This window comes from Rossellomorea sp. RS05 (assembly GCF_039822645.1).
GTDB classification, from domain to species: domain Bacteria; phylum Bacillota; class Bacilli; order Bacillales; family Bacillaceae_B; genus Rossellomorea; species Rossellomorea marisflavi_B.
The window spans coordinates 88,123-113,453 of record NZ_JBDKWY010000010.1 but is presented as its reverse complement, the minus strand read 5'-3'; the positions used below and the strand labels follow the sequence as shown (position 1 = coordinate 113,453).

General features: G+C 50.2%; 27 protein-coding genes and 1 riboswitch. Of the genes, 8 read left to right on the top strand and 19 right to left on the bottom strand.

Annotated elements, in window-relative coordinates; genetic code table 11:
* Positions 1-15: 15 nt before the first annotated feature.
* Genes ABJ225_RS19960 through ABJ225_RS19930 form a run of 7 tightly spaced genes read right to left on the bottom strand, consistent with a single transcriptional unit; the run spans position 16 to position 6,505 of the window.
* A complete protein-coding gene (locus tag ABJ225_RS19960) occupies positions 16-1,440 on the bottom strand; it encodes a dihydrolipoyl dehydrogenase family protein (RefSeq protein WP_347321445.1) in 1,425 nt (474 codons plus the stop codon).
* A gap of 13 nt (positions 1,441-1,453) precedes the next feature.
* Entirely contained in the window at positions 1,454-2,035 is a 582-nt protein-coding gene (locus tag ABJ225_RS19955; RefSeq protein ID WP_347321444.1) for a CDP-alcohol phosphatidyltransferase family protein, read from the bottom strand.
* Between the two features lie 11 nt (positions 2,036-2,046).
* Positions 2,047-2,700, bottom strand: coding sequence for a TVP38/TMEM64 family protein (locus tag ABJ225_RS19950; RefSeq protein ID WP_079513879.1), 654 nt, complete (start codon positions 2,698-2,700; stop codon positions 2,047-2,049).
* Positions 2,701-2,720: 20 nt separating this feature from the next.
* On the bottom strand, positions 2,721-3,662 hold the full coding sequence (locus ABJ225_RS19945; RefSeq protein ID WP_063191090.1) for an ABC transporter ATP-binding protein: 942 nt from the start codon (positions 3,660-3,662) through the stop codon (positions 2,721-2,723).
* Positions 3,653-4,465, bottom strand: coding sequence for an ABC transporter permease (locus ABJ225_RS19940; RefSeq protein ID WP_347321443.1), 813 nt, complete (start codon positions 4,463-4,465; stop codon positions 3,653-3,655). The genes ABJ225_RS19945 and ABJ225_RS19940 overlap by 10 nt, the downstream gene beginning before the upstream one ends.
* Positions 4,462-5,325: an ABC transporter permease gene (locus tag ABJ225_RS19935; RefSeq protein ID WP_347321442.1), complete on the bottom strand. Its 864-nt coding sequence runs from the start codon at positions 5,323-5,325 to the stop codon at positions 4,462-4,464. Before ABJ225_RS19935 ends, ABJ225_RS19940 begins: the two co-directional genes overlap by 4 nt.
* Positions 5,303-6,505 (bottom strand): ABC transporter substrate-binding protein, encoded by a 1,203-nt coding sequence (locus ABJ225_RS19930; protein WP_347321441.1) that lies wholly within the window; start codon positions 6,503-6,505, stop codon positions 5,303-5,305. Before ABJ225_RS19930 ends, ABJ225_RS19935 begins: the two co-directional genes overlap by 23 nt.
* A gap of 152 nt (positions 6,506-6,657) precedes the next feature.
* On the opposite strand from ABJ225_RS19930, the gene ABJ225_RS19925 reads away from it, so the two are divergent.
* Positions 6,658-7,107: a BsuPI-related putative proteinase inhibitor gene (locus ABJ225_RS19925; RefSeq protein WP_347321440.1), complete on the top strand. Its 450-nt coding sequence runs from the start codon at positions 6,658-6,660 to the stop codon at positions 7,105-7,107.
* Positions 7,108-7,143: 36 nt separating this feature from the next.
* Here ABJ225_RS19925 and sfsA read toward each other — a convergent pair whose 3' ends face one another.
* On the bottom strand, positions 7,144-7,878 hold the full coding sequence (gene sfsA / locus ABJ225_RS19920) for a DNA/RNA nuclease SfsA (RefSeq protein ID WP_347321439.1): 735 nt from the start codon (positions 7,876-7,878) through the stop codon (positions 7,144-7,146).
* Positions 7,875-8,648 carry a hypothetical protein gene (locus ABJ225_RS19915; RefSeq protein ID WP_048007249.1) on the bottom strand — a complete coding sequence of 258 codons (774 nt, stop codon included), beginning with the start codon at positions 8,646-8,648 and terminating at the stop codon, positions 7,875-7,877. The genes sfsA and ABJ225_RS19915 overlap by 4 nt, the downstream gene beginning before the upstream one ends.
* Before the next feature lie 360 nt (positions 8,649-9,008).
* On the opposite strand from ABJ225_RS19915, the gene ABJ225_RS19910 reads away from it, so the two are divergent.
* From ABJ225_RS19910 to ABJ225_RS19895, 4 genes are all read left to right on the top strand, one after another.
* Complete coding sequence (locus tag ABJ225_RS19910; RefSeq protein WP_481900643.1) at positions 9,009-10,364, top strand: hemolysin family protein; 1,356 nt, start codon at positions 9,009-9,011, stop codon at positions 10,362-10,364.
* A 198-nt stretch (positions 10,365-10,562) separates the two neighbouring features.
* Positions 10,563-11,735, top strand: a complete 1,173-nt coding sequence (locus tag ABJ225_RS19905; RefSeq protein WP_218247515.1) for an FtsW/RodA/SpoVE family cell cycle protein — start codon at positions 10,563-10,565, stop codon at positions 11,733-11,735.
* 290 nt (positions 11,736-12,025) lie between these two features.
* Complete coding sequence (gene argS, locus ABJ225_RS19900) at positions 12,026-13,714, top strand: arginine--tRNA ligase (protein ID WP_347321438.1); 1,689 nt, start codon at positions 12,026-12,028, stop codon at positions 13,712-13,714.
* Between the two features lie 228 nt (positions 13,715-13,942).
* Positions 13,943-14,527: a YqaA family protein gene (locus ABJ225_RS19895; RefSeq protein WP_218247513.1), complete on the top strand. Its 585-nt coding sequence runs from the start codon at positions 13,943-13,945 to the stop codon at positions 14,525-14,527.
* 53 nt (positions 14,528-14,580) lie between these two features.
* Here ABJ225_RS19895 and ABJ225_RS19890 read toward each other — a convergent pair whose 3' ends face one another.
* From ABJ225_RS19890 to ABJ225_RS19880, 3 genes are all read right to left on the bottom strand, one after another.
* On the bottom strand, positions 14,581-15,474 hold the full coding sequence (locus ABJ225_RS19890) for a diacylglycerol/lipid kinase family protein (RefSeq protein ID WP_218247512.1): 894 nt from the start codon (positions 15,472-15,474) through the stop codon (positions 14,581-14,583).
* Between the two features lie 191 nt (positions 15,475-15,665).
* The gene (locus ABJ225_RS19885) at positions 15,666-15,944 is read right to left on the bottom strand and encodes a hypothetical protein (protein ID WP_236556551.1); all 279 of its coding nucleotides are present in this window, start codon (positions 15,942-15,944) and stop codon (positions 15,666-15,668) included.
* 75 nt (positions 15,945-16,019) lie between these two features.
* On the bottom strand, positions 16,020-16,169 hold the full coding sequence (locus ABJ225_RS19880; protein ID WP_258523275.1) for an Lmo0850 family protein: 150 nt from the start codon (positions 16,167-16,169) through the stop codon (positions 16,020-16,022).
* A 430-nt stretch (positions 16,170-16,599) separates the two neighbouring features.
* Between ABJ225_RS19880 and ABJ225_RS19875 the strand changes: the two genes are divergently transcribed.
* The gene (locus ABJ225_RS19875; protein WP_156183343.1) at positions 16,600-16,773 is read left to right on the top strand and encodes a hypothetical protein; all 174 of its coding nucleotides are present in this window, start codon (positions 16,600-16,602) and stop codon (positions 16,771-16,773) included.
* Positions 16,774-16,776: 3 nt separating this feature from the next.
* Here the strand turns inward: ABJ225_RS19875 and ABJ225_RS19870 are convergent, their stop codons facing one another.
* From ABJ225_RS19870 to ABJ225_RS19850, 5 genes are all read right to left on the bottom strand, one after another.
* A complete protein-coding gene (locus ABJ225_RS19870) occupies positions 16,777-17,886 on the bottom strand; it encodes an ABC transporter permease (protein ID WP_347321437.1) in 1,110 nt (369 codons plus the stop codon).
* Positions 17,883-19,148 carry an ABC transporter permease gene (locus tag ABJ225_RS19865; RefSeq protein WP_347321436.1) on the bottom strand — a complete coding sequence of 422 codons (1,266 nt, stop codon included), beginning with the start codon at positions 19,146-19,148 and terminating at the stop codon, positions 17,883-17,885. The genes ABJ225_RS19870 and ABJ225_RS19865 overlap by 4 nt, the downstream gene beginning before the upstream one ends.
* Before the next feature lie 13 nt (positions 19,149-19,161).
* Positions 19,162-20,094 (bottom strand): ABC transporter ATP-binding protein, encoded by a 933-nt coding sequence (locus ABJ225_RS19860; RefSeq protein WP_159639848.1) that lies wholly within the window; start codon positions 20,092-20,094, stop codon positions 19,162-19,164.
* Positions 20,095-20,229: 135 nt separating this feature from the next.
* Entirely contained in the window at positions 20,230-20,862 is a 633-nt protein-coding gene (locus tag ABJ225_RS19855; RefSeq protein WP_056541517.1) for a response regulator, read from the bottom strand.
* Positions 20,863-20,866: 4 nt separating this feature from the next.
* Positions 20,867-21,964, bottom strand: a complete 1,098-nt coding sequence (locus ABJ225_RS19850) for a sensor histidine kinase (protein WP_218247508.1) — start codon at positions 21,962-21,964, stop codon at positions 20,867-20,869.
* Between the two features lie 86 nt (positions 21,965-22,050).
* On the opposite strand from ABJ225_RS19850, the gene cls reads away from it, so the two are divergent.
* On the top strand, positions 22,051-23,499 hold the full coding sequence (gene cls, locus ABJ225_RS19845; RefSeq protein ID WP_048007260.1) for a cardiolipin synthase: 1,449 nt from the start codon (positions 22,051-22,053) through the stop codon (positions 23,497-23,499).
* A 65-nt stretch (positions 23,500-23,564) separates the two neighbouring features.
* Complete coding sequence (locus tag ABJ225_RS19840) at positions 23,565-23,819, top strand: YpbS family protein (RefSeq protein ID WP_347321435.1); 255 nt, start codon at positions 23,565-23,567, stop codon at positions 23,817-23,819.
* 124 nt (positions 23,820-23,943) lie between these two features.
* On the opposite strand, the gene ABJ225_RS19835 is transcribed toward ABJ225_RS19840, so the two are convergent.
* Both ABJ225_RS19835 and ABJ225_RS19830 read right to left on the bottom strand, forming a co-directional pair.
* A complete protein-coding gene (locus tag ABJ225_RS19835) occupies positions 23,944-24,216 on the bottom strand; it encodes a DUF2187 family protein (RefSeq protein ID WP_048007262.1) in 273 nt (90 codons plus the stop codon).
* Between the two features lie 127 nt (positions 24,217-24,343).
* Positions 24,344-24,946, bottom strand: a complete 603-nt coding sequence (locus tag ABJ225_RS19830; protein ID WP_347321434.1) for a hypothetical protein — start codon at positions 24,944-24,946, stop codon at positions 24,344-24,346.
* A 217-nt stretch (positions 24,947-25,163) separates the two neighbouring features.
* Positions 25,164-25,271, top strand: a riboswitch (SAM riboswitch).
* The last annotated feature ends 60 nt before the right edge of the window (positions 25,272-25,331 follow it).

The window sequence follows — 25,331 nt, the reverse complement described above, 5'->3', positions numbered from 1 at the left end:
TGTTTTTTTAACGGTTTATCGTTTATATTCAATCAGTTTTTTCGTCAGGGCAGGAACCGGTCCGTCAAAGAGCTTCTCTCGCCAGAATAGATCTGCTGTCTGCTGGACGGCAGATGCATGATTAGGGTATGGATAGGTCATATTCGAAAGGGAGCCGATGCCGTTGTTCTTCGCCATGGCGTATAGGACAGGCTGCATCCAGTCCCCCGCTCCTTCCCCGACGGCATGTGCCCCGAGGATCTTCCCCTTCCAATCCGTGAGAATCTTCACGAGGCCGTGGGTCTGGTGATCTGCCACGAAGCGATCGACGTCATCCAGGGTCGTTTCGTACACCTTATAATTGACCCCTGATTCCTTTGCTTCTTCCTCCGTCATTCCTGCATGGAAGATCTCGGGTGAAGTATAGGTCACCCATGGAAGCTGATCGTAGCTCACCTTCCCCTTCAGGCCGAAGACGGCATTCTGGACTACCTGTTTCCCTTCCATCCCTGCTGCGTGAGTGAAGAAGTAGCGACCGTTCGCATCACCGATGGAGAAGATGTGGGACACATTCGTCCTCAGATCGTCACCGGCAGGAATGAAGCCCTTTTGATCCGTCTCCACCCCTGCTTTGTCCACATTAAGGGCTTCTGAGTTGGGCTTCCTTCCCGTTCCGACAAAGAGCATGTCCCCGTTGATGTGGAGGTCTTTCCCCTCAACCGTGCAATGGAGGGAAAGTCCGTCCCCGTCTTTGGTCACCTTCTGGATATCGGCGTCCGTCACGATTCTCAGACCTTCTCCGAGGACTTCAACCGCGGCCTCCTGAATGCTCCGGTCTTCTTTGGAAAGGATGGACGACGCCTTCTCGACCACCGTCACCTCGGAACCAAGATGGCTGAAAGCCTGGGCAAGCTCAAGGCTGATCGGTCCACCCCCTATGAAGATGGCTTTTCCCGGAAGCTCCTCCAGATCGAACACCGATTCATTTGTATGATAGGTCACATCTTCCAACCCGGGGATCTCCGGAATAAGCGGGCTTGATCCCGTAGCGATGACGATGCTTTTTCCGTAGACGTAATCTTCCCCTTCGATCAAGAGGGCATTCGGGGTGACGAACTCTGCACGCCCGAAATAGATATCCACCCCCATCTCCGTGAACCGCTTAGGGTCATCCTGCTGTTGGATGCTCCCCACCGCTTCTTCGACCCGGGTCTTGACGGCAGACAGATCGACCGTCCCGCTCACATCCAAGCCGAACGAAGCCGCCCTGCGTGCGGTGGAAACTTCTTTAGCCGCCTGGATGAACGCCTTGGACGGGACGCATCCGAAGTGGAGGCAGTCACCTCCGAGGCGCCCACTCTGTTCAATGAGGGCGACGCGTGCACCAAGGGACGCCGCACCCGACGCGACCGTCAATCCCGCTGATCCTCCACCGATTACAATCACATCATATTTCTCCATCTCTATCACTCCATTATGAAAGTAGTCGCTTTGCTTCTGCAAACCGCTGAAAGCCCGTGAACAATTCCACTGCAACAAATAGAAGGGTCGTCCAAACGACAATCGACGGGAACAGCATCATCAAGCTGAACAAGATGAACCCTTCTGTCCTCTCAGCCAGACCCGTCTGATAATAAAACGATTTTCCGCTTTCTTTCTCCGAGACGGCACCGACCGTGAGGAAGATCGTCATGGAGATGATGATTGAGACACTCAGGAGGAGGAGTGGCCACATAGCCTTGGGGTGTACCGCCGCAACGCCCAGGATCACGGAAATCTCCACGATCCGATCAAACGTGACATCCATGACCGTCCCGAACGGAGAAGGCTTCGTGAGTCTCGCCATGGAGCCGTCGACTGCATCCAAAAAACCCGACAGCCACAGAAGCAGTACAGCCAGGATAGGAAATCCGGCATAATAAACGAGCCCTGTTCCTCCTCCGATGATGAAAGCAGCTACCGTCACCCCATTCGGAGTGAACCCGGCCTTCAAAAATGAACGGGCGGTTGTCTCGATGCCCGGCTGCACCCATTTTCGCGCATGTGTATCCAGCATGTTCCTTCCTCCTACCGCCTTTTAGATAATCCGAGCCAGTTCTTGAGCTTCTTCCTGAAAACGAAAGGGATCGCCGCTACGAGGACGAACACGAAGATGGCTATGTAAATATGACTTTTATCGTCCTGGACAAGACTCGAACCCAGATAGACATATCCGAATGTGCCTGGAAGGATCCCGATGGCCGTCGCCAAGATGAACGGACCATACCTCACCTTCGCCATACCGGCCAAATAACTGACCAGATCAAAGTTCAAGAATGGAACTAGGCGCATCACTAGGATGTAGATGAATCCGTCCTCCTCCATACGGCCGCGAATCCTCTTCATCCGTTCCGAAGGGTTCTTCAAGATCCGATCCCCCAGCAGGGTAGCAGCATAGAACGCTACGGTCGCCCCTCCGATCGCACCGACCACAATGTAGGCGAAACCTTCCAGGGGACCGAACGCAAGCCCGGCCCCGAACGACAGGATCGAAGCCGGGAAGAGGATGAGCGGACGTATCGTATAGGCCACAATGAACACGAGGGGCGCCCAGATCCCGAAGGAAGTGATCCAATCCCTGATGGCGATGGGGTTCACACTGAAAACATGACGGCTGAACCAGATCAAAAACAGGATGACGGCAAGCACGATGGCAATCTTCACCCATTCCTTCTTCTTCATCCTTTTCCCTCCCTTCCCTCTTAATCAAACGTTTGAATGTTTTTTTCCGAAGCCGTGATCGTGACAGGCCCACCCTGATCACCGTCAGCCACCTCCAGGACGACCGACTGCTGAAGCTCTTCAATATGGATGGAATACATATGATGTCCCATCCTATACTTTTTCTCCCGTATCAATCCCACCCATTGTAAATCATCCGGATGGTGTCTCTCTGTCGATAAGTGTTCCCGGTGGACGAACCGCTCATTCCCGAGGTGGATACCGTCACTCATGAGACCGGCGATGAACGGAGTGGCAGGATGGTGATAAACATGCTCCGGCGTTCCAATCTGGGAGATGCGCCCCGATTCAAGGACGGCGATCCGGTCGCCCATTTCGCTCGCTTCATCCCGGTCATGTGTCACGAATAGCGCCGTGGTGCCCACTTCCTTGATCACGTCTTTGACCCACGCACGGATTTCCATCCTCCGGGTATGATCCAGACTGGCGAACGGTTCGTCCAGCAGGAGGAGCTTCGGGCGGAGGATCAGGGATCGGATAAGTGATACGCGCTGCATCTGACCTCCCGACAGCTCGGACGGATAATGATCCAGCACCTCTGAAAGGCCCGCCATTTCGATGAATCCATCCGCTTCCTTCTTCGCATCGCTCTTCCTGTATCCTTTCATTTTGAGCCCATACAGGACATTTTCAAGAACCGTCATATGCGGGAATAGGAGTGGTTTTTGGAAGACCATACCGACTGGCCGGTCTTTCGGTTTCATGGATGTGACGTCTTTTCCCGCCAGATGGATCGAACCGGCATCGGGTGACTCCAGCCCGGATATGATGCGGAGAAGAGTGGATTTCCCCGACCCTGATAAACCGACAAGGGAGACGATTTCTCCCTCTTCCATACGGAGTGAGACCCCCGAAAGGATCGATCGCTTTTTATACTTCTTGTGCAATTCCTTCAGTTCCATGGGGTTTCATTTCCCCTCCTTTTCTTTGACGGACGGTACGGGATGAAGAATTTCAACACCATCACCGAGATGAGGTATGTGATCAAGGGGATCATCATGAACATAAGGGAGAAGGCCGACATGACCGACTCATCCGCCGTGCGGGTGAACGGGTAATAGATCATGGCCAGCGTGACGACGTTGCCCCCGCCGATGATGGCCGTAAGCACGTATTGGCCAAGGCTGATCACGACGGTCAGGAACAGGACACTGTTCATGGCAGGGATGAGCTGGGGCAGTTCGAAATGTCGGAACCTGTCCATAGCGCCTCCCCCGAGGAGCATGGACTGCTCGATCAATTCCGTCCCGATCCCCTCATAGGCGGATTTGAAGAGTTTGATGCTATAAGGGACCGTGGGGATCAAATGCACAACGGCGACACCAAGCCACGTATCGGCAAGTCCAAGACGGATGAAGACGAGCTGGAGACCGGCGGCGACGACTAATGCCGGAAGGAACAGAGGCATCATCAGCATGCTTTCCAGGATGACCTTCCCCCTGAACCGATGGAGGGCGAACGCTTTCCCTGCGGTCAACCCGATCAACAGGTTCAGTATGAGTACCATTACGGCGATCCCGACGGACACCACCACGGCCGAGAGGAGCTCTCCTTCCCCAGCGATTACCTTCCACGCCCTCGCGTCGGGATCTACAGGGAATGCCTCTCCCCATCTCCAGATCCCGAAGAAACTTTTATAGATGAAAAAGCAGACGGGAAACAGGAAGAACAGGAGGGTGGCCGAATAGAATCCGATTCGTTTCATCCGCCCCTCCCTCCACTGGCGATCCTGAGCCTCTCTTTATTCATGGAGTGGGTCAGGAGCCACATGCTCATCCCGACAGCGCCCCCCGCCATGAGCAGGGCGGCGAATGCAAAGGGACGATCCGTCCACGCTCCGCTGTAGAACCATTCGTATGTAAGGACAGCGATCATTTGTGGCGACGTGACCCCAAGGAGCTGGGGGACCTCGAACGCTGTGAAGATAAACGCAAACAGGATGGCACCCGTCTCGATAAGGGCCGGCTTGATGAAGGGCCACTCTGCCGTGGTGAACATGCGAACGGGGTTGGCACCAAGAAGGGTAGCCGCTTCCCTGTACCCTTTAGAAAGAGAGGCATAGACCGGCAGGAGCATCAATATGACGAACGGCACCTCTTTCCAAACATATGTGACAATGATCCCGATCCCGCCCGGATCCTGCACGAGGACGGGAAAATCCGTCCGTTCGGCCATCAGACCACTGACACCCAAGAGGTTGGACAGGAATCCGCTTTGATTCAAAAGCAGGAACACAAGATAGGCCCATACGAAATGAGGGAATAGCATGGGGATCCACACAAGGAGCCGGCCCGTCCCACCTCTAAGTTTTTCCTGGAAGACCCGGACGAAGAGGAGGCCGATGACAAGGGACAGGACCGTGGACAGGGCCGTGATCCAGAAGCTGTAAAGGACAGAACGCATGAAACGTTCCTTCCTGAATAGTTCCATGTAGTAGCCCATCGTCAGCTTCCCATCATCCACCAGGCTCTCCATGAAGGCTGTGATAATGCCTAGGCCGAATACCATCAGGAAAAGGATACTTGGTACAAGTAGGAGCCCCTCAGTCGGTTTCCGCCACTTCACGCACCCAGTTCTCCTTTACCCATTCTACATAGGAGGCGTCCATCTCCCCGATATAGGCATCTTCCAATCGAGCAGGATCTAGGACCGTTTCACCCCTGTCGAGCTCCTCAAACTTTTTCCTCATCCCGTCTTCAAGCTTATCCACTGAAATCGGGGTGCTGTCTCCCCACCCGTCCGGCTGCATCTTCTCCAGCTGCATCTCTGGGGAAAGCATATAGTCGATGGCCACGAGGGCACCAGCCTGATTCGGTGAATTGAACGGCACTGAAAGGAAATGTGTATTCCCGATCGAGCCTGCATCTTCAAGAAGGAACGGTTTGGTCCCTTCAGGATAGATGCCCTTCTTCACAAGGGATTCCGCCCTTGCTTCGTTATATCCCATAGATATCCATACCTCCTCCTGTCCGAACAGACGATCCAGATCTGACAGCTCCTTCGGGTAAGTCTTCCCGTCTCTCCACAGATCCCCTTTCATTTCATTCAAGTCATCCCAAACCTTTCCGCCTGCTTCTTCGATATCTTCCCCGGCCTTCTGGATGGGCTGGTCTGAGTTTGCATTGAGGAGATGACGGATGAAGGCATTACCCGTGAAGTCCGTCGGGTCGGGGTAGGTGAATGTTCCCGGATGCTCCTTCACGAACGATTTCAGCTCGTCCACCGTCCGCGGCGGGCTGTCCATCTTGTCAGCATTGTAGAAGAAGACGAACTGAACCTTCCCCCACGGTGCCTCATATCCTTCCGTCGGGGTTCCGAAGTCATAGGTGAAATCCTTTTCGTTATAGTATGACTCCATATTGGGAAGGAGCTCCGTGATGGGACCGGCCAGCAGATCGTTTTCTTTCGCATTCTTGAAGTTTTCTCCGTTCATCCATACAATGTCCATGGACCCGTCCTTTTTCCCTGCCTTCTTTTCCGTTTGGAGCTTCTGCAGGATTTCCGGGGTATCCATCGGGATCCGCTTCAATGAGATGCCGAATTCCTTCTTCAGCCCCGGAGCCACTGTGTCATCGATGTACTGGTTGACGACTTCATCCCCTCCCCACATGAAGAGATTGACCTTGGAACCTTCCGCCTGACTGACGATATCATCCCAATCGTCCGGAAGTTTGGTTTCACCTGTTTGAGCCCCGCAGGACGCAAGGATCAATGAGACCATTATCACAAATACATATCTTTTCATCTTGTTCCTCCCTTTTCCGGAATTGCGTGTTATTATGTATGTAAAACAATCCCCTATAATCTGGTTTAGGAAACCTTTCCCTGCGCATTTCAGGGCGGGACGGTGACCATGCGGGCGTAAACGCCACTTCTACCTGAGAGAGGTGTCAAATGATGAAGAAGCTCATCCCATTCATACTGGCAGGAGTCATCCTGGCAGGCTGCGGTACGGACGAAGTGAAAGATGGAGATCAAGAGAACGGAAATCATGTTGAACACAATGAAATGGAGGACGGGGAAATGAAAGCCGCCATAACGAAGAAGGATTCGACGTATGAATATAGTGTCAAAAACGAGACCGACAAAGAAATGACCTTCACCTTCACCTCGGGGCAGACGATTGACTTCGAATTGAAGGACGCCGATGGGAAGGCCGTTTACAAGGATTCAGAGAACAAGATGTACACCCAGGCCATCCGGGAAAAGACCATCGCCCCCGGTGATGCACTGGCACAGGAAATAAAGCTTCCGAACCTTCCTGCAGGCACTTACACCCTGAGCGCCTGGCTGACTGCCAAAGGGGCGGACGAGTATAAAGTAACAGAAGAGATCCAACTTCCATAGAAAAAAGGATTCTCCGCCGGCGGCGGGGAATCCTTTTTATATCGAGGTATCCACTGGAATCTTCCTTCCCAGGGTCAAACGGGTAGGAGTCACTTCACATACGCGCCCATAAAACCGGACGCCTTTTTGTGCTGCTTCCTCCATGACTTTTGCGAAATACGGATCGATTTCAGGCGCAGAGGTGATCGAGTCGATATCCCCTCGCTGGGCGACGAATAAAACAGCGGTCTCATACTCTCCCCGAAGCGCCGCGAGCCCTTCCACGTGTCTCGCACCCCTGGCGGTCACGGCATCGGGGAATCTTCCTGCCCGTCCATCTGACATGGTGACGCTTTTCACCTCGACTAAAAGGGAAGCATCCCTCTCCTTATGTCGTAGAAGGAAGTCGTAGCGGGAGTGACCGATGCGGTATTCAGCGCGGTCAAATGCCCAATCAGAGAATTCATCCAGTTCACCGTTCATGAATGCCTCCCGGATCAACCGGTTGGGAAGCTGGGTGTTCAGGGAGATATAGGCACCACTGTCGGGATCGCGGACCATGACGGCCGACCACTTCGTCTTCCGCGAAGGGTCCTTGGCCGGCAGAAGCCATATGCTACGGCCGGGAACGAGGATTCCCTTCAGCCTTCCCGGGTCAGGGAGGTGGACCTTTTCCACCGAGCCCCCGGGCAGCTCGCAGTGGAGGATGAACCGGTTCGGCCGGGAACGGAAGATGGCTTCAACGAGCCCTTCCCCGATCTTCAGTGACGTCACGCCCGGTTCCTCTCTCATTTCAGGAGCGCGCTCCAGCTCTTCGTTTTACGGTCGAAGGAAAGAAGGCCGTTGGCAGGTGCCTTCCTGATCTGCTTATAATCCTCTCCCATCTCGTCCATATCAAAGTAGTCTCCCATCACCCAGAACGGAATCTCGATCTTCCCCCTGGCGAGGATCGCCTTTTCAAGGGAGATGACGACTCCTTCTTTGAGCTTATCACGGAGTGAGCGGATGACGTCCTTCCCGATGGCGGGAAAGTCTTTTTCCTTCTTCATGCCGAAGAGACCCTTTCCGGCTTTGGAGGTCTTCAATTTCGACGTGATCGTTTCCCCGAGGAGATGATAAAAGTCTTCGAAATCCCTGTAAAACACCTTATTGAACCAGCCGTCATCGTGAGTCAGGTACGCAAAGCGGTTGTTCAGCTTGGAGTAGAAAGGCAGATTGAGAGGCTGCTTGATGTGTCCCATATAGAGCAGCTCCGCGATCTCCTGTCCGTTCAGCTCATCGACCCCGACTTCCTCTTCGAAATCGATCCAGCAGAAATCACCGTACGTCTGTACATGATCATTCATGAGCTTCTTCATATCACCCTGCTCCACATATTCCATATGGGTATGTATGTTGAACCCTCCATGCTCATACTGATGCTTGATCAAGAGCAGGTTCTGTAACGGGTGATGAGCGTTCATGACAAATTCATTGAAATGGATCCCGTAGGACACAACGAATTGCTGATCCGCATTTTGATGGACATAGATGATATCTTTCACTACATTATTAGCCTTCAAAAACGTTCCCTCCAAGTGGTGACACGATGCATGATTAATACTTCCTATTTTATCAAATTATTTCCCCTGTTGCTCTTTTCTATTTCATTTCAAAATGATGACAAAAGCAGTATAGAATTGTCGAATATAGTAATATAATAGGAAAGGCTACATCTCAAGGACAGCTAATGTGCGAAAATCGGAAAATAACCATCATATTGGTTAGCTTTTGACATAGTTTATTATTAAATCTCTTCCTATTTAGAATTTGACGCTGAAAGTAGTTATTCTTATAATGATTTTAACTTAAACTTATCCGGTTATCACTGATAACCAACAGGAGGTGACTCCTTACCCGTCTGACGGGATAAGGAAAATTATTTGGACATATACAGTTTGGTGCTTGTCGCGATTTTGATCGGTTTAACAGCTTTTTTCGTAGCTTCGGAGTTTGCGATCGTGAAGGTAAGAAAATCACAAATCGAGCAACTGGTCGAGGAAGGTAATCGAAATGCCATAGCTGCTAAGAAAATCATTACAAATCTGGATGAGTACCTCTCCGCATGCCAGCTCGGTATAACCGTGACCGCTCTTGGCCTCGGTTGGATCGGAGAACCTGCCATCGCTGGTATCTTGGAACCTTTATTATCGAAAATCGCTGCGTCCGAGGCCCTTTCCCACGGAATCTCCGTCGGGATCGCCTTCACTCTCATGACGTTCCTGCACGTTGTCGTCGGAGAGCTGGCCCCGAAGACCGTCGCCATTCAAAAAGCGGAATCACTGGCCTTATTATTCGCCCGTCCACTTATCACCTTCTACAGGATCCTGTACCCCTTCATCTGGGTATTGAACGGCTCTGCCCGGGTCGTGACGAGGATGTTCGGCCTGAAGGCCGCATCCGAGCATGACGGGGCCCACTCGGAAGAAGAACTTCGCCTGATTGTATCGGAAAGCTATAAAAGCGGAGAAATCAATCAGTCCGAATTCAAATATGTGAACAACATCTTCGAATTCAACGAACGCTCAGCGAAAGAAATCATGGTCCCGCGCACCGAAATCGTGACCTTATCCGCTGATGATCCCATCGATTCACTCCTCGAGCTTGTGCAGGAGGAGAAGTTCACCCGTTATCCCATCACTGACGGCGATAAGGACCATATCACCGGATTCATCAATGTGAAGGAAGTCTTCACCGACCTCCTCCACAAGGATACGGAGCTCAGACCGCTCGGATCCTACGTAAGACCGATCATACAGGTCCTTGAGACGATTCCGATCCACGTCCTGCTCCTCAGGATGCAGAAGGAACAGACCTACGTTGCCATCCTTCTCGATGAATACGGCGGGACATCCGGACTTGTCACCATCGAAGACATCGTCGAAGAGATCGTCGGGGAGATCCGGGATGAATTCGATATGGATGAGACACCACAGATTCGGAAAATCAAGGACAACCACTTCATCCTCGATGGAAAGGTCCTTGTCAGCGACCTGAAGGATATCCTCGGGATTGACGTGACCGAAGATGATGTCGATACACTCGGTGGCTGGATCCTGACGCATAATTACGACGCTCAGCAGGGAGACAGCATTTCGTACGCCGACTTTGAATTCTACATCCAGACGATGGAGGACCATCAGATCAAATCCGTGGAAGTGACGAAGCTCCAACCGATACCGGAAACGACCGGGGAGCCTGCTCCACTCGTGCAGACAGACAAAGCTCTTTCACAATAATGTAATAAATGGTATAGAAACGTTAAAGCCGATCCGTGGAACCCTTCCACTGACGGCTTTTTCTTTGCCAATCGCTTACAGTAGCATCCCTTCTCCCGTCCATCACAAACGGAAACCCGTAGATAGAGAGTAGAAATTTTCCTCTCTTTCTATTAGACTAAGATATGTGAAATCTTTAGAAATACAGGTGAAATGATTATGGAAAACCGCCAGCGTCTCGCTGATCGAATCGATTGGGGATTGCTTTTCATCCTCATGTTATTTTTTATTGTCAGTGCCATTAGCATAAGCAGCGCCCAAACGTCCGGACAGTATGCAACAAACTTCGTTATCCGGCAAGGAGTTTGGTACATAGTGGGTGGAGTGATCATCGCCTGTACCATGTACTTCGATCCTGAACAGTACAAACGGATGGCATGGTACACCTATGGATTCGGTATACTCTTGCTACTTGGATTGATCGTCTCTCCGGAAAGCCTCGTACCAGAACGTAACGGGGCACACAGTTGGTACAAGATCACCGAGTCCATCCTCATCCAGCCATCAGAGTTCGTCAAAACGTTCCTGATCCTGGCTTTGGCAAGGGTCATTACGAATCACCATGAACAAACTCCTGTGAAGACATTCCAGACCGATTTTAAGTTATTGGTTAAAATCGGGCTGACCACCATGGGGCCCCTCATCTTCATCATTGCCGATGACTTCGGTACAGCCTTGGTGTTCATCTCCATTGTCACTGGAATCATCCTAGTATCAGGGATCACTTGGAAGTTGATCGTACCCATATATGGATCCATCGCCGTCATAGGAGGGACTGTCTTTTCCCTTGTTCTTTTCGCGCCGAATTTCTTGGAAAAATATTTAGGTCTCCATCCTTACCAATTCGGTCGGATCTACTCCTGGCTCGATCCGTATAACTACACAAGGGAAGAAGGATTCCACTTGATCAAGTCCCTGAACGCAGTCGGATCGGGGCAGATTTACGGGAAGGGATTCAATGGCAGTGAAGTCTATATCCCGGAAGCCCACACCGACTTCATCTTCAGCGGAATCGCCGAGCGTTTCGGCTTTGTCGGGGCAAGCGTCGTGATCAGTCTCTTCTTCATCCTGATCTACCACTTAACCAAGACCGCCCTGGATACAAAAGAGCCTTACAACGCGTATGTGTGCGCAGGTGTCATCAGCATGATCACCTTCCACGTATTCCAGAATATCGGTATGACGATCCAGCTCCTTCCGATCACCGGGATCCCGCTTCCTTTGATCTCCTATGGAGGAAGCTCGCTCATGGGGAATATGCTCGCACTCGGCCTCATATTCAGCATGAAGTTCCATCACCGATCGTATATGTTCTCGTCGGATAATTCGTGATCAAGAGTTGCATTCTCCATCAAAATGTGTAAAATATAGTTAATTATATGACAAACCGTCGATGATGAAGAGAGTAGTCCCATTGTGGAACAAAGCGAGCCGGGGATGGTGGGAGCCTGGTGGGAAGCAAGGGATGAACCGCACTTTTGAGATGCCGTCTTACGGCCGGGGAATCCCCCCGTTATGCAATGAGAGCCCTTGTTGGAGGGAATCAGAGTGGTACCGCGAGTTCAAACTCGTCTCTATGTTTTATAGAGGCGGGTTTTTTATTTTTCTGGAGGTGGATGAAGATGGATTTAAAGATGATTTTTGCAGACGTACTGCATGAACAGGTTTTACCCCATTGGAACAAAGAGGAGCTTTATACCTTGATCGAGACGCCAAAGTTTTCTCATATGGGCGACGCAGCCTTTCCCTGCTTCGGCCTTGCCAAGGAACAGAAGAAGGCACCGCAGGCCATCGCCGCCGAGGTTTCGGGGAAGGTCCACTCCCCCTATTTTGCCTCTGTGGAAGCAGCGGGTCCTTATGTGAATATCAAGTTCGATCCGGTCAAAGCCGGCAAGCAAATTGTCTCCACGATTCTTGATCAACAGCAGCAATACGGGACCCAGACGTTCGGGAATAACCGTACTGTCGTCTTGGATCTCTCATCCCCCAATATCGCCAAGCCCTTCTCCATGGGGCATCTCCGCTCCACTGTCATCGGAAACGCCATTGCCGGCATCGGCGAAAAATGCGGATTCGATACGGTGAAGATCAACTATGTCGGCGATTGGGGTACTCAGTTCGGGAAACTGATGGTTGCGTACAAAAAATGGGGAGACGAGGAAAAGGTCAAACAGAACCCCATTGCCGAGCTCTTCACCCTCTACAAACGATTCCATGAAGAAGCCGAAGCGGACCCTTCCTTGGACGAGGAAGGCAGAAAAGCATTCAAGCTCCTTGAAGACGGAGACGCAGAAATGGTCTCTCTTTGGAAATGGTTCAAGGATGAATCGCTGAGTGCGTTCAAGGAGATCTATACCCTTCTTGGAGTGGAATTCGATTCGTATAATGGTGAAGCCTTCTTCAATGACAAAATGGATGAAGTGGTCGAACACCTGGCTGAAAAAGGATTGCTGACTGAATCCGATGGTGCCCAGGTGGTCTGGATGACCGATGACACAAGCCTTCCACCCTGCCTGATTAAAAAGTCGGACGGCGCCACCTTATACGCCACCCGTGATCTCGCCGCCGCCCTCTACCGCCAGCGGGAGTACGGATTCGATGAGGCCCTCTATATCGTGGGTCAGGAACAGACCGTTCACTTTAAGCAGGTGAAAAACGTTCTGGCACAGATGGGCTATGATTGGGCTGACCATATGAAACATATCCCCTTCGGTCTCTACCTGAAAGGCGGCAAGAAAATGTCCACGAGGAAAGGCCGGGTCATCCTCCTAGAGGAAGTACTGAGGGAAGCAATCGCCCTGTCCCAACAAAACATCGAAAGCAAGAACCCCCATCTGCCCGCTGCAGAAGCTGTGGCCCAAGCAGTCGGTGTCGGGGCCGTCATCTTCCATGACCTGAAGAACGACCGTTTGAATGACATTGAATTTTCATTGGATCATATGCTCACGTTCGAAGGCGAGACCGGACCGTATATCCAATATACGAATGCAAGGGCCCATTCGATTCTGAGAAAATCCAGTGTGAAGGCTGGAGAGTTCACAGGCCTTGCTGATGACGAAAGCTGGGAGGTCATCAAGCAGCTGCGGTCATTTCCGGAGGTGATCGCCCGCTCATGGACCCACCATTCCCCGTCGATCTTGGCGAAATACCTGATTGAGACGGCTCAGCATTTCAATCGGTATTATGGGAAAACCAAGATCCTCTCTGGCGACGGTGATCAGGCATCACGCGTGAGCCTCGTAGCTGCCGTATCCATCGTTCTTACGGAGGGACTGCGCATCTTGGGCATCTTGGCACCCACGGAAATGTAATCTCGATTCCTGTCGGATATTTCTCGGGAAATAGCGACAGGAATCTGTTGATTTCACGAATCTGTAACGAAGCTTCCGATGACTCTTTACTGTAATCATGGTATACTTTCAGGAGTCCTATCCTGCAGGGCATGTACATTGTGTCGATTGAAAGAATATTCGGTCGACCTGCATTACTGCTTGCCAGTGCGTGAGCCGACACTTATTGAACAAGGAGACTCATTGAATATGTCTGAATGGATACATATGTTTGAAACGTGGTTGATGGATTATGGTATATGGGGATTGATCCTGGTGTCTTTCGCTGATTCATCCTTTTTCCCGATCCCACCTGATGTCCTGCTTATCCCTATGTCGATTGCCAACCCGGATAGCGCATTGTTATATGCCCTTTATACGACAGTCGCTTCCGTAATCGGAGCTCTGTTCGGTTGGTGGATCGGAAAGAAGCTTGGCCGACCGATACTGGTCTACTTATTTAAAGAAGAACGCATCCAAAAAGTGGAGGACTACTTCAATAAGTTTGGTCCAATGGCCATCCTGATTGCAGGGCTCACTCCCATTCCTTATAAAATTTTCACCATCTTTGCAGGGGTTTCCGGCATCCGGATCCGTGTATTGGTCATCTGGTCCATCATCGGTCGCGGATTCCGTTTCTTCCTCGAAGCGGCCATCATCATGGCCCTCGGTGAAAAGGCAAAGCCATTCATTGAACAGAACTTTGCCATACTAAGCTTTGTCGTGGGAGCCGTACTCGTCGTCCTGTATATTGGATACGTCATGATCAAGAGAAGAAGAACATCCGTACAATAAAAAACAAAGAGGGCCGTACCCCGGATAGTTCCGGGATAAGGCCCTCTTTCCTTTTATCCTTCAACACCTACGATGAAATCCATATGGTTGTGAAGCACTTTCATCGTCTGACGTTTACCGTCATACAATTCGCCGTCCATATCGAACTTCTCTTCCTCAGAAAGTTCGACCTCCAAACTCGATGTACGGATATGACGGATATCCTCGAACGTATGACTCACATCGCCGGTCCCCTTCATCAAGAAGAATTCCTTCAGAAGCGGAAAGCCCGTCCGTTTCACTAGATACAGATCGAGTAATCCATCTTCTAGGCTGATGGATTGAGGCAGGGCATTCGCACCGATCGATTTTCCATTGGCGGCCAGTACCATCACTACATCTTCCTCGAATTCCTCTTCGTCGGTTCTCACTTTCACCTTCAGAACCGGGGCATCCTGTATGGTTTGAAAGGCGCTGATATAATAACTCAGCTTCCCGAGGACTCCTTTTGATCCGACGTCGATGTTATCGCTCGCCTGTGAAATCAATCCGGTTCCCCAGAAATTACTGAAATAACGGTTGTCCGTCTTAACAAGATCAACGCTCTTCCGGAGAGGGTGCTCGACAATGAGCTGGACAGCCTGCTTGATATTCATGGGGATATGAAGGGATCGGGCAAAATCATTGCATGTCCCGCCAGGAAGGATGGCTGTCAAAGGGCGTTCGTCCAAGTCAGCGAGCCCGTTGATGACCTCATGGACAGTCCCGTCCCCACCGAGGACGATGACAAGGTCGAATGAACGGCCTTTTTCCCGGCAGAAGCGCTCGGCATCGCCTTTATCTTTGGTTGGGTGGATCGTTAAATTCGTGCACACATCTAAAAGTGGGGGAATGGTATCCTTCAGCAATGCTTCCAGTTTTCCTTGCCCCGCCTTCCCGTTGCATATCAATAGAATGTCTGAGTACATGGCGCTCACCTGCTTTCTTCTCAATAAGGGTATGTAGCCGGACTTTCCAGGAAACAAAAAGAGGCTGACCCAAAACGATGAGGAATAGTCATCCTTAAAGGACAGGCCAAATGAGTTCTGCGTATTCATTTAACAGTCAAAAGCCTCACTCATGTGTCAGTACGTTTACCCGTCTTGGGTCAACCTCTTCTCTATGCTGTATGTGATGGGGATACAGACAGCAATGAACGGTGTGCCAGCCCGAGTCTGCCCCTGATGTAGCTCTCGGGATCAAATGGAATCGAACGGCCATTCATCAGATGGAGCTCCACTTCTGCAAACATCGAAAGCGCCCGGCTTACTTGATCCAGCGCCTGGGTCAACTTCACCGCGTCCAGTTCCTCCGTCCCGCTCAAGCAGAAATAGGACAATTCATCGGCTTTCTTTTTGATGTCCTTCAGCGTAGCCATATCGAACATCAGTCTCTCCATGGGATCCCCTCCTCTTCATTATTCCCTAGTATATCGTGAAGGGTCAGGAATTATGTCTGTACATCCCCATGGACATTAAGAGTCTTGTGTTAACGTCTTCGGTAATGGCTGATACTGCTTCAGTGACTGTAGGATTTCCCGTCTTGATTTCGTTTTGGTGATGTTGACACCGACATTCGACAATTTGGTTATCACTCGTTTTAAGCGATCGTTCTCCTTTACCACGTTATTCACCTCTTTTTTTGGCCTTTGGCCAGTTTGGTTTCGTACAAGAAGGATCATAATCAACAGCGACAGCTCTTGTATGTATCACTCACCTATTTGTACGTTCGACGCTTTAAAAAGTTTCACCTTTATTCAATTGCTTTTCTTTTTCCCCAAATATGAAACAATAATCCTACAAAGCTGAACTTTTTTCTCTGTTCGATCGATCTTTTATCACATCATTCATTGAACCTCAAGCCGGTCTTCGGGACACCATCAAATGAAAAACCGGACGCGAGCGCCCGGTTTATACTCTCTTATGAAACATCGCCGTCATGCCCCTCACGCTCCACCTCCATCAACAGGTTTCGGCATAATTCTTCAATCCAGGAAGGATTTTCACTTCATTCCTCGAATTAACTCATTACTACCATAAAGGAGGAATCTCACTATGAGTCGAGTCGTCCATACGCATACACCACGTAAGGAAGTTCGCCATTTCAGACGTTCCAACCGCAAGAAAGTATTCGTAGACAGCGTTCTTGATTTCTTCTTTATGCTGATCGGAATCACAGTCATCACCAGTGTCTTGCTGGTCGTACTCGGATTCTGGAAAATCTTCTAGGCTCTATACGTGCCTTTTCTCCATGAAATTGAGCCCCAGACCGAGGAATAACACTCCCATAAGGAGAAGGATGGAAACCGGGTAAAGGATGTCTCCCAGACCGAGCTGATTGATGGTAATGCCCTTCAGGATCTCCATTCCATATGTGATGGGGATGACTTTGGAAATCGCGATCATCACGGGGGAGCTCACGATCTCAAGCGGCCAGTAAGCCCCACCAAGCATGGCCATGCTCACGGCAACAATGGGAATCACGGCATTGAAGTGCTGGGATTTCTTCACAAGCCCCGTGATGAAGATGGATAATGCCACGATTGCAAAGACATATGGTATGAGCAATACGAGCACCCATGCGAAATGACCGTAGAAATTAACATCTGTAATGTAACGGAACACCAGAAATACAAGGAGGATCTGTACGTACCCCAGGATGAAGCTGTATAACAGATTCGCCGTATACATTTCCCACTTCTTCACGGGAGACAGGATCATCCGGTCCCAGATCCCCATACGCTTCTCATGCATGATGGTCGCCACATTATAAGCGATCGTATAAATCACGAAAAACAGAGAGAATCCGAAGAGCGACTGAAGCTTCACATCGTATACCCAGTCTCCGTCGCTCCGGAACGTCGTTTCCTTTAGAGAGAAAGACGGGTCATCTTTGACATCCTTGAACCACCCCTGTACCTCATCCGAGCCGATTTCCTGCTCTGCAGCAACAGCCTCCAATCCCTTCTGCTGTGCCACCTTCATGTACGCCTTCCTCACGATCTGATCGACCTGTGGAACGTTCGGGGTATCGGCCGAAGCAATGATGGTATAATCGTCATCACCAAGTACAAGGCCCAGTGGGCTCTTCCCTTCACTGACCTGGTCATTAAGGTCACCCTTCGACATTTCCTGGAAGATGATTGAATCGGATGCCATCAATTCCTCCATGATCGCTTTGGGAGCGTCTTCCCCCCCTTCAGTCGAGTACGGCACGGTCACTTCATTGGCGCCGGACTGACTGGTAAAGAAAGCAAACATCAGACAGACAATGGTGGTGAGCAGGAACGGCCAAGGCTTCCTGATCAACATTTTCAATTTCCCGTACAACAGGCCCTTCATACTGCGTGCCCCCCTTCCTTAGGAAATACAATCGTGGCAACAATGATGGCAAGGAGACCGAAACCGAGCATGGCCCATATATTCGGGAGGACATCTCCGATCCCATATCCTTGAAAGACTTTGAAATACGCTGTCATGGCGGCCCCATTCGGAACCAGATCGGCGAGGATCCCCATGAGCTTGCCGCTCGTAAGCGGACCGAAGCTTCCACCGAGGAAGGCGAGGACTGCCACTCCGATGGAGGAGAAAAAGCTCGCGACCGTCTCTGAGTTGCCTTTATAGCATATGGCCGTAATCAATGCCCCTAGTCCGCCGACGGCAAAGCAGATGCATACGGTCACAAGAAGAAATGCGCCTATGTCCGGGAATTTCACTCCATAGATGAGCGCGCTCGCACCGAACAGGATACTGATCTGGAGGAACGCGAGGATGATCGTGGTGATCAATACGCTCAATAGATACTTCAATGGTGATACCCCGGCGAAGATCAGACGGTCAAACACGCGATCTTCCTTCTCCATGAACGCGAAGCTTCCCATATTCGTCGCGATATAAAGGACGAACATGACACTCATCCCCACTGCATAATACGCCATCGACGAAAGGGGTTGACGGTCCTCGAGCTTTTCCACGGAACCGAAGGATGCATCATCAGGGATGATGGCAGCAGGATCGATCCCTGCTTTCCCTGCCTGCAGGGCAAGCGTATATTGCTCTTGATACGACGTGAGCAGATCGGTTACCAGGTTAGCCGTTAGCGGCCTCCCTTCATTTTTAATCACTGTGATGTCCGGACTTTCACTTCCGCCAAGGAAAGCCTGACGCAGCATGGTCAGGGTATAACCTTCGGAAAAATGGATGATGGCTGAATAATCATCGTTATCCCTGAGCCGCTCAAGATCTTCTGCTTTTTTCTCTTTCAGGTGGATGAACTTCTTCACTTCTTTACTACCAAATAGATCCTTTTTCAGGGCGTCGATGGGAAGGGCCTTGGCGGCTGCCGCTTTCAAGCCCTCTTTTTGTTGTGCCGGCATCTCGCTCTCATCTACTTCTTTTTGGAATTGCTTGAGTTCATCTGAAGGATTCCCTTCCACAACAAAACCAACCTTGGCTTCAATAAGCTCTTCCTCCCCGTTCATCAGATCTCCCAGGGCAAACCCCAGGATGGTGATGAGCAGAAGGGGCATCCCCAACAGTATGAGGAGGACTTGGGGGTTCCGGATCATCAGGAGCAATTGTTTTTTGATAAATGGAATCGTCATCTTATACTCCTCCTCAATCCCGTAATGCCCGACCGGTTAAATGGAGGAAAACATCCTCAAGCGTCGGGGTCTTTCGATCAATGGACAGGATCACGGCACCGGTATCCTCAGCGAGCTGGAATACCTGATTGAACAGATTCTGTTCTTTCGGGATCACCATCACGATTTCCTTCTCTGAAGACGTCACGTTCATGACGGATGGGATGGCAGAAAGGCCTTCAGTGAATGAGGGCACCATCTTCTCGAGTTTGATCACAATCGTGGATTCAGAAGAAAGGATGCTTTTGATCTCCTCTTTTGTACCCGAGGCGATGATATGTCCTTTATCCATGATATAGATTCGGTCGCATAGGAACTCCACTTCCTCCATATAATGACTCGTATAGATGATGGTCATGCCCTTCTCCTGATTGAGTCTCTTGACCTGCTCAAGGATATAGCTCCTTGACTGGGGATCGATCCCGACGGTCGGTTCATCCATGATGAGGATTTCCGGCTCATGGAGAAGGGCGACACCTATGTTCAGCCGCCTTTTCATCCCTCCCGAGAAGGTTTTGACGATATCATTCTTCCTCTCGGTCAGCCCGATCTGGTCCAATACCTGGGTGACCCGTTCCTTCAGAAGGCCCCCTTTCAGATGGTTGATCCTCCCGAAGAATTCCAGGTTCTCCTTTGCGGTGAGGTCCGTGTATAGAGCGATTTCCTGAGGGACGACACCGAGTACTTCCCTGAGGGACTGAGGGTCTCTCAGGACGCTCTCATTCTTCAACCGCACATCTCCATCGGTCGGTGAGATGAGGGTCGAGATCATCGAGATCGTCGTGGACTTCCCGGCTCCGTTCGGACCAAGCAATCCGACCGTTTCTCCCTTCTCGATGAACAGGTTCAATCCGTCCACGACCTTATTCTTCTTGAAATGTTTTGTCAGCTCCACGGCTTCCAACATAGTGAACCGCCTCCTTCTTTATACATTCATTCTATTGGAGAAAGGGTGGACCTTACACTTACCTTTGTCACAACCTTCACCCTATACCCATGACCTCCGTCATATTTTCCATAAAAAAAGACCGGATAACCGGCCTCAGGCGATATCATGCCGCACTGCATAGATAGCGAGCTGGGTGCGATCCCTCAGCTCCAGCTTCTGAAGGATCTGGGAGATGTGATTTTTCACTGTACCCACCGATAAGAAAAGCTGATCGGCAATCTCTTTATTGGTCTTCCCTTCCCCAACCAGCTTCGTAATGGACAGTTCCCTCGGCGTAAGGGAATGGGTCGGTGGCGTTTCCTTCCGGGTGGAAAGAAGGCGGGGGACCACTTTCGCCGCCACTTCATCGTGGATCGTCATCCCCCCATTCAGGCAGCTGTGGACAGAGTGCAGGAGTTGCTCCCCGTCCGAGGTTTTCAGGAGGAATCCATTGGCCCCTTCCTTCAACGCCTGCATGGCATATTCGTCATCGTTGAAGGTTGTGAGCATCAGGACCTTCACCTGGGGCCAACTTGCTTTGATGGCCCTTGTCGCTTCGATTCCGTTCATCTCAGGCATCCTGATATCCATCAGGATCAGATCTAGGGCATGAAGGTCCATCTTCTCCAAAGCCTCTCTTCCGTTAGAGGCTTCAGCGACCACCTTAAAGGCAGGATCCTGCTCGATCATCATCTTCAAACCCTGCCGGACTATGCCTTGATCTTCTACAATCATGATCCTTTTCATCTGGCTACGCCTCCTCTATAGGAAATGATATAGTCAAAGAGAACTCACGATCGGTCTGTTGGATGTCAAGACGACCCCCGATCTTCTCGAGTCGCTCCCTCATACTTGTCAGGCCGAATCCCGGTTTGATCGGGACCGGATCTTTCACATTGTTCACGATGACCAGGCTTGCGTGCCCCTGTGCCGTCTTTCCGAGTGTCACGCGTATTTCTCTCACATGAGCATGTCTCATGGCATTAGTCACGCCCTCCTGGATGCTTCTATAAAGGGCGACATTCTGTTCATTGGTAAACCTTGAGGAGAGGATCCCCTGCCGGGTGGTGAGCTGGATCTGGATATGACTCTCGGATTCTAGCTTCCTGACAAGCTGGAGGACGGATTGAATACCCGACAGTTCCCCATCCTTCAGTGTTCTTACTGCTTCCCTCGTCTCTTCCAGGCTATCTACGGCAAGACGCTTAAGATCTCGATATCCTTCCTTCCCATTCTGGATCGACAACATCTCGATCTGCATAAGGAGGGCCGTCAGTTTGTGACCAACAGAATCATGGATATCACGCGCGATCCTCGTACGCTCCTCGGCCTTCGAATGTTGCTCCGTCACGAATTGCAGACGCTTGAGGCTTCTATATTCTCCCAATAACTGTTCATAGAGCACCCGTTGCTCCTTGCTTTCCAGCCGGTCCTCATTTACCTTATAAGTAGAAAAGAGGAAAAAGACCACGATGATCCATATTTCATAATCAGTGATAGGATAAGAATAAATTGCCACCACGATCAAGAAGGCGGCCGTTGCAAATAGACTCTGCCGAAATTGATCCTTCCTCAGTGTGACCGCAGCTTCCATGAGAATCAGGAACACGACGGTCCACATGATGAGTGGTGTATAATGGGTGATGATGGTTCCGACCATCACCAATAGCAGCTGAAGCATATAGCTGATCTGGGGGATTTTCATCAACGGCACCAAGAAGAACAGTGCAATGGACAAGGCGGACAGGATGATAAGGGTGATAAGGGATTCAAGGCCCGTATACGCTTCTGTTATCCAAAACGCCCAGAGACCCGCCATCAGCATCGTCCGTATGAAAGCATACTTCATCTGTTCACCTTCTTTCTGATCCGGACATACTATAACTCGTACACTACAATATATTACCATTAGTTGGTTTGAAAAGGAGAAAAAGCATGCACATTCTTTCCATCCTCTTAGGGGTTTTATTCTTCTTCAACCTGGTGCTCGCTTCCATCATCGTCTTCCTTGAAAGGAGAAATGCCGGGGCGACGTGGGCTTGGCTCATGGTTCTCTTTTATATTCCGTATCTCGGCTTCATCCTTTATTTGATTTTCGGACAAAACATGACCAGGAAACGCCTCTTCGACTGGGAAGGAATCAAAAAGATCGGAATCGAGGACCTCCTGATTGAACAGACCCGGTCGTTGAGGGAACGTTCCCTCCCTTTCAGGCACAGAGAAATTTCTCCCCATCAGGACCTCATCTATATGCACCTCATCAACAACGACGCCCTGCTGACCCAGGACAATGATGTCACGGTCTATACAGACGGTCAGGAGAAGTTCGAAGCTCTCCTGCGTGACATCGAACAGGCAAGGAGCCATATTCATATTCAATATTATATCTTCAAAAAAGATCAGCTCGGCAAAAAAATCGTGGAGAAGCTCATCGAAAAGGCAAAACAGGGTCTTGAAGTCCGGATCCTGTACGATGAGATGGGTTCGAGACGGACGAGACCCCGTTTTTTCAGGCATTTGACGGCAGTGGGTGGAGAAGTCGCAGTCTTCTTCCCGTCGAAGATCCCATTTGTAAACCTGCGCCTCAACTACCGGAATCACCGCAAACTCGTCATCATCGACGGGAAGGTTGGGTACGTGGGAGGATTCAACGTCGGCGATGAATACCTCGGCTTGGATCCAAAGTTCGGATACTGGAGGGACACGCATCTCCGGGTGATCGGCAGCGCCTCCCTCGCCATGCAGACACGCTTCATCCTGGACTGGAACCAGGCCACAAAGTCAAGGAAGATCTCCTATGAGGGAAAATACTTCCCGACCGCTTCCTTCAGTGGTTCGACGGGGATCCAGATTGTCACCTCGGGACCTGATTCAGAATGGGAGCAGATCAAGAACGGCTACTTGAAGATGATTTCATCGGCCAAGCACTCGATCTACATCCAGACACCCTATTTCATCCCGGATGAAAGTCTCTTGGATTCCCTGCGCATCGCTGCACTCACCGGGAAGGACGTCCGGATTATGATCCCGAACAAGCCTGATCACATGTTTGTTTACTGGGCGACTTACTCGTATGTGGGGGAATTATTGAAGGCAGGGGCAAGGATCTTCATCTACGATAACGGCTTCATCCACGCGAAGACGATCGTAGTGGATGATGAACTTTCATCGGTCGGCACAGCCAATATCGACGTGAGGAGCTTCCGCCTGAACTTTGAGGTGAATGCCTTTCTTTATGACCGGAAGCTTTCACGTGAGCTCAGCCGCTCCTTCATGGAAGACAGGAAATTAAGCAGGGAATTGACCCTCGAGGACTATCACCGCCGACCTCTCATGATCAAATTCAAGGAGTCCATATCCCGGCTCCTCTCCCCGATCCTATAACCATTGCCACCGCTGTGAAAAACAAGCATAATGAGACATATACCAATCGAAAGAGGGATGAGGGCATGAGCGTACACAAGGACATCACAAAGCATTCAAGCAAGCAGCACAGCCTCGTGAAGGAGTTCATGAAGCTTGATGAATCGAGGGAACAGGCCATCGAAGAAGCCCTCACATTATGCGAAGCCGGAAGGCCATTCACCACCGACCGCATCAATCACGTCACCCAGGAGATCAATGCCCTTGCAAGGCAGGGCGTCGTACCCCAGCGCAAGACCGTGACAGAAGAAATGGTCAAGGAGTACGCAAACCGGCGGTGAACCGAGGAGAAGGTGAACCGCCTGCACAGGAGTCTTTCTGCATGCTTCACCTTATCACTTGAACAACTCAAAAAAATCCCCCGGACGCTCAATTTAGCGCCGGGGGATTTTTCTTGTATACTATTTACGCCTTCAATGCACTGTTCCATCCATCGTAGACGAAGACCGGATTCGTGCCATTTTCAGCTCGCTCGATGACGGCATAGTTCTTATGGGCAACCACGGTTTGATCATCGGGAAGGTCCAGCTTCATCGCTGATTCCTTATCCATGCGCACAATGACCGTGTTCTCCCTTAGGGTCGTCACGACGCCTTGCAGGACGTGCTTTTTCCTTTTGAATTCTATAATGTCGCCAAGGTTGGCATATTCTTTTGAGTAGACGAAGGTATTATCCATAATAGACTCCCCTTTTACATGAAAGTTGTTAACGCTCGAATCCTATATGTGATATATACCTTTCTTGTACCACCAGTCAAAAGATTTAAAACCTATTATTCTAATAAAATAATCTTTATTCTGAAAATTATTCAGATTTACGGTCCACCAGGGTGATTTTATAGATATAGGCCTTGTCGGATTTTTTGAAGCCACCGACAGGTTTCCCATCTTCCAATCCAATACTTGCGGGATCCCCGCCGATTTTAGAAGTGGCCATTCCGTAGATATAGACGGGCTTATCTTTCTTGAGCTCCACTTTTTCTGTTAACAAGGAGGATGCACTGCTTCCACTTTCTTCAGGTATGGGGTCTTCGTCCATTGTAAGGAAGGTACCTTCGCTCCCATGAAAGATCTTCAGATCCTTTTCCGAGCTTTCCATGCCGAAGGAGTTCAGGGAGTGTTTATACTTTTTCGCTTCTTCGCCGTATTGGAACGGCTCATCGCTTACGAGCTTCCCTTTTTCATACACTTCCATGGTCCTTTCAATATCCATATCCTTTGCTAGGGTTCCATCCAGGGTAAAGAAGAACATGGAGTCTCTCCCTGTAACGGCAACCACCTTTTCTTCCTTATCACTCAGGTCATACGGTTCCAGCGTCAACTTCGATGAACCATTTCCCTTCCCTTGAGAACACCCCACCAGTAACAGACACATACTCAATGCCAGCAGCCAATATCGCTTCTTCATACGGTCACCTCTTCTGTGTGCTGAGGGCTCTGAACCCCTTATTTTTCCATTAACTGATTATATCATCTGATTTATTCCAGTTACAATACTAACTGTGTTCATCTTCAAAATATGAATGCGTTTGCTTAATGCGGATGAAAAATTTCCCGTTTGACATTTAAGATGAAACCCATTAAAGTATGTAAGTATCTTAATCATAACTGCATAACGTAAAATCTTCTTATCCAGAGAGACGGAGGGACTGGCCCTTTGATGTCTCGGCAGCGGACTCGTCCCAACGAGTGCTGTGCCACATCCAGCAAGCCACCGGCTTGAAAGATAAGAAGGGTGTTTCGTTTTCATGGAAACCTCTTCTTATTTGAAGAGGTTTTTTATTTTACGCGCA

What these genes read in the sequence shown, in the direction of transcription:
- ABJ225_RS19960 (WP_347321445.1), bottom strand. Translation starts at nt 1,440, where the DNA reads ATGGAGAAATATGATGTGATTGTAATCGGTGGAGGATCAGCGGGATTG.
- ABJ225_RS19955 (WP_347321444.1), bottom strand. Translation starts at nt 2,035, where the DNA reads ATGCTGGATACACATGCGCGAAAATGGGTGCAGCCGGGCATCGAGACA.
- ABJ225_RS19950 (WP_079513879.1), bottom strand. Translation starts at nt 2,700, where the DNA reads ATGAAGAAGAAGGAATGGGTGAAGATTGCCATCGTGCTTGCCGTCATC.
- ABJ225_RS19945 (WP_063191090.1), bottom strand. Translation starts at nt 3,662, where the DNA reads ATGGAACTGAAGGAATTGCACAAGAAGTATAAAAAGCGATCGATCCTT.
- ABJ225_RS19940 (WP_347321443.1), bottom strand. Translation starts at nt 4,465, where the DNA reads ATGAAACGAATCGGATTCTATTCGGCCACCCTCCTGTTCTTCCTGTTT.
- ABJ225_RS19930 (WP_347321441.1), bottom strand. Translation starts at nt 6,505, where the DNA reads ATGAAAAGATATGTATTTGTGATAATGGTCTCATTGATCCTTGCGTCC.
- ABJ225_RS19925 (WP_347321440.1), top strand. Translation starts at nt 6,658, where the DNA reads ATGAAGAAGCTCATCCCATTCATACTGGCAGGAGTCATCCTGGCAGGC.
- sfsA (WP_347321439.1), bottom strand. Translation starts at nt 7,878, where the DNA reads ATGAGAGAGGAACCGGGCGTGACGTCACTGAAGATCGGGGAAGGGCTC.
- ABJ225_RS19905 (WP_218247515.1), top strand. Translation starts at nt 10,563, where the DNA reads ATGGAAAACCGCCAGCGTCTCGCTGATCGAATCGATTGGGGATTGCTT.
- argS (WP_347321438.1), top strand. Translation starts at nt 12,026, where the DNA reads ATGGATTTAAAGATGATTTTTGCAGACGTACTGCATGAACAGGTTTTA.
- ABJ225_RS19895 (WP_218247513.1), top strand. Translation starts at nt 13,943, where the DNA reads ATGTCTGAATGGATACATATGTTTGAAACGTGGTTGATGGATTATGGT.
- ABJ225_RS19890 (WP_218247512.1), bottom strand. Translation starts at nt 15,474, where the DNA reads ATGTACTCAGACATTCTATTGATATGCAACGGGAAGGCGGGGCAAGGA.
- ABJ225_RS19885 (WP_236556551.1), bottom strand. Translation starts at nt 15,944, where the DNA reads ATGGAGAGACTGATGTTCGATATGGCTACGCTGAAGGACATCAAAAAG.
- ABJ225_RS19875 (WP_156183343.1), top strand. Translation starts at nt 16,600, where the DNA reads ATGAGTCGAGTCGTCCATACGCATACACCACGTAAGGAAGTTCGCCAT.
- ABJ225_RS19870 (WP_347321437.1), bottom strand. Translation starts at nt 17,886, where the DNA reads ATGAAGGGCCTGTTGTACGGGAAATTGAAAATGTTGATCAGGAAGCCT.
- ABJ225_RS19865 (WP_347321436.1), bottom strand. Translation starts at nt 19,148, where the DNA reads ATGACGATTCCATTTATCAAAAAACAATTGCTCCTGATGATCCGGAAC.
- ABJ225_RS19860 (WP_159639848.1), bottom strand. Translation starts at nt 20,094, where the DNA reads ATGTTGGAAGCCGTGGAGCTGACAAAACATTTCAAGAAGAATAAGGTC.
- ABJ225_RS19855 (WP_056541517.1), bottom strand. Translation starts at nt 20,862, where the DNA reads ATGAAAAGGATCATGATTGTAGAAGATCAAGGCATAGTCCGGCAGGGT.
- ABJ225_RS19850 (WP_218247508.1), bottom strand. Translation starts at nt 21,964, where the DNA reads ATGAAGTATGCTTTCATACGGACGATGCTGATGGCGGGTCTCTGGGCG.
- cls (WP_048007260.1), top strand. Translation starts at nt 22,051, where the DNA reads ATGCACATTCTTTCCATCCTCTTAGGGGTTTTATTCTTCTTCAACCTG.
- ABJ225_RS19840 (WP_347321435.1), top strand. Translation starts at nt 23,565, where the DNA reads ATGAGCGTACACAAGGACATCACAAAGCATTCAAGCAAGCAGCACAGC.
- ABJ225_RS19835 (WP_048007262.1), bottom strand. Translation starts at nt 24,216, where the DNA reads ATGGATAATACCTTCGTCTACTCAAAAGAATATGCCAACCTTGGCGAC.
- ABJ225_RS19830 (WP_347321434.1), bottom strand. Translation starts at nt 24,946, where the DNA reads ATGAAGAAGCGATATTGGCTGCTGGCATTGAGTATGTGTCTGTTACTG.